The organism is Fulvivirga aurantia (assembly GCF_009711475.1).
In the GTDB taxonomy this organism is placed as follows: Bacteria; Bacteroidota; Bacteroidia; order Cytophagales; family Cyclobacteriaceae; genus Fulvivirga; species Fulvivirga aurantia.
In genome coordinates, this window is sequence record NZ_SMMD01000392.1 from 1 (window position 1) to 2,283 (window position 2,283).

Annotated in this window: 2 protein-coding genes; both read left to right on the forward strand. The window is 39.0% G+C overall.

What is annotated here, in order from left to right; all coding sequences use genetic code 11:
- Positions 1-1,797, forward strand: a 1,797-nt coding sequence (locus E1176_RS02155; protein WP_155208932.1) for an ATP-binding protein, incomplete at its 5' end; no start/stop codon positions are given.
- Between the two features lie 131 nt (positions 1,798-1,928).
- On the forward strand, positions 1,929-2,283 hold a 355-nt coding region (locus E1176_RS02160; RefSeq protein WP_155208933.1), incomplete at its 3' end, for a hypothetical protein.

Consider the following 2,283-nt stretch of genomic DNA (forward strand, 5'->3'; position numbering starts at 1 on the left):
GGGATATTACTGTTTATCTATAGCAATATAATTTACTTCATAAGTAAAAATACCTTTGCCAAATATTTTGCTTTTGCCGGTCTGGCTATGGTATTAAGTATTTCTTACAACTATGCCAATTCAATGCTTACTTCATATGGAGTGATTGATGAGCCTTTTATTGACTCAGGAATGACATTGGTGTACGGCTTTGAATTTGCATGCTTATTACAAGTAATTATATTGGCTCTTGCCCTTAGCTATCGGGGTAGAGTGATAGAAAGAGAAAGAAGTGCTCTTAAAGCATTAGATCAAACTAAAGCCCGATTTTTCTCTAATATTTCCCATGAGTTTAAAACTCCACTTACGCTAATTTTGGGGCCGGCCAAAGAGTTGCTAAAAGAAGCTAAAGATGAAAAATCAAAAGCATTATTACAGAATATTAAGCAGAATGGACAGCGACTACTTAAACTGATTAATGAAATACTCGAACTCTCCAAAATAGAGTCTGGTCAAACCCATGTCAACTTAAAACAAAAAGACCTGGTTGTATTTCTTAAAAATCTTGCCCATCAGTTTCAATCTTATGCAGCGAGTCGTGATTTGGATCTTTTTTTTACAAGTAAGATAAGTTCAGTCTTCATGGCGTTTGATCCTGACTTGCTTGAAAAAGTCGTCATCAACCTCTTGTCCAATGCTTGTAAATTTACCGAGCCAGGGGGCCAAGTGAACTTAGACCTTGTAATACTTAATGAGGAGCAGGTTGTCGAAATACTGGTTAAAGATACGGGTAGGGGGATTTCCAGTGAGAAAATTCCAAGGCTATTTGATAGGTTTTACCATGGCCAAAACGAAGGTTTTACCACTGATCAGTCTTCCACAGGCATAGGCCTCGCATTAACCAAAGAGTTGGTCACACTTCATGAAGGCACAATAGCAATAGACAGTAGGGTGGGTGTAGGCACTACAGTTACTATAAAATTACCTTTACGGTCTGTGGCTATATCTTCTGAAGATGTTGAAGTACCAACTCAAACACTAATAATTGATGAGGGGGTGAGCGAAAAAGCCAATGTGTTAATCATTGAGGATAATGATGAATTGCGGTCCTTTATAGTATCGTGCTTGGGTGATACTTACCATTGTACTGAGGCATGCAATGGGGTTGAAGGTGTAGAAAAGGCTGTGAAGTTGGTGCCTGACCTCATTATTTCTGATGTAATGATGCCGTTGAAGGATGGCTATCAGGTGTGTGACGAACTAAAAAGCCATGCATCTACTGATCACATCCCAATTGTGATACTAACCGGTAAATCATCTCAACGAAGCCGGTTGGAGGGGCTGCAGGTTGCAGCTGATGTTTACCTGTCGAAGCCTTTTGACCCCGATGAATTGCGGTTGGTGTTGGCTAATCTGGTATCTACAAGAGAAAAGATGCGGTTGCGATACACTCAGATTCTTAAGCTTGAGACGACTGAGATAAGTGTAGATTCTCAGGAAGAACGATTTATGAAGCGTGCTATAGAGTCGGTAGAGTCCAATATTGCAGATGAAGATTTTGGAGTCGAAGAATTAAGTCAGGAACTTAATCTCGACCGCACACAACTTTTTAGAAAACTCAAGACATTGGTAAATATGAGTCCGAGTAATTTCATTAGAGAGCTTAGACTAAAAAGAGCGAAACAAATGCTCGAAGCGCAAGCCGCTACTGTTTCTGAGGTTGCGTTTGCTGTAGGATTTAGAAGTACCAGTTACTTTATAAAGTGCTACAAAGACAAATACAACCACTCTCCCGGGTCGTACAAAACCGTTAGTTAAGTCCGTTTAAACAACTTTTTTTAGTGTTACAACATAATTGCTATCAATCACAACATGGTTGATACCCAGTGCTTTTGTGCTATCACTAAACTTGTAATATCAAATTATATGTACAGCTAAAAAATAATAAGATGAAAAATTACAAGTATTACTACTCCCTAAGTATGGCAACCTATATACTGTTATTTGCCACCTTTTTTTTAATCTCTTGCGAAGATGAAGAATTTGAGCTCCCACTGTATTGTGAGCAAAGTGAGACAGCCACTTTTTATGTAGAAAATGATGATAGTAACCATATCATGTATGCTAGACTTGAATCGGAAGTAACGGCAGACATTGCACTATTTCTTAGCCCGGGAGAGTTTAAGGAGATCCGGGTAAGAAGCGCTATATATGAAATTGACATATACTTTCGTAAAGAGAATACTTACCATCCTGTGGCCGGCAGGGTATTAAATATGGAGCCGTGTCAGTCTGAAGAGCTCA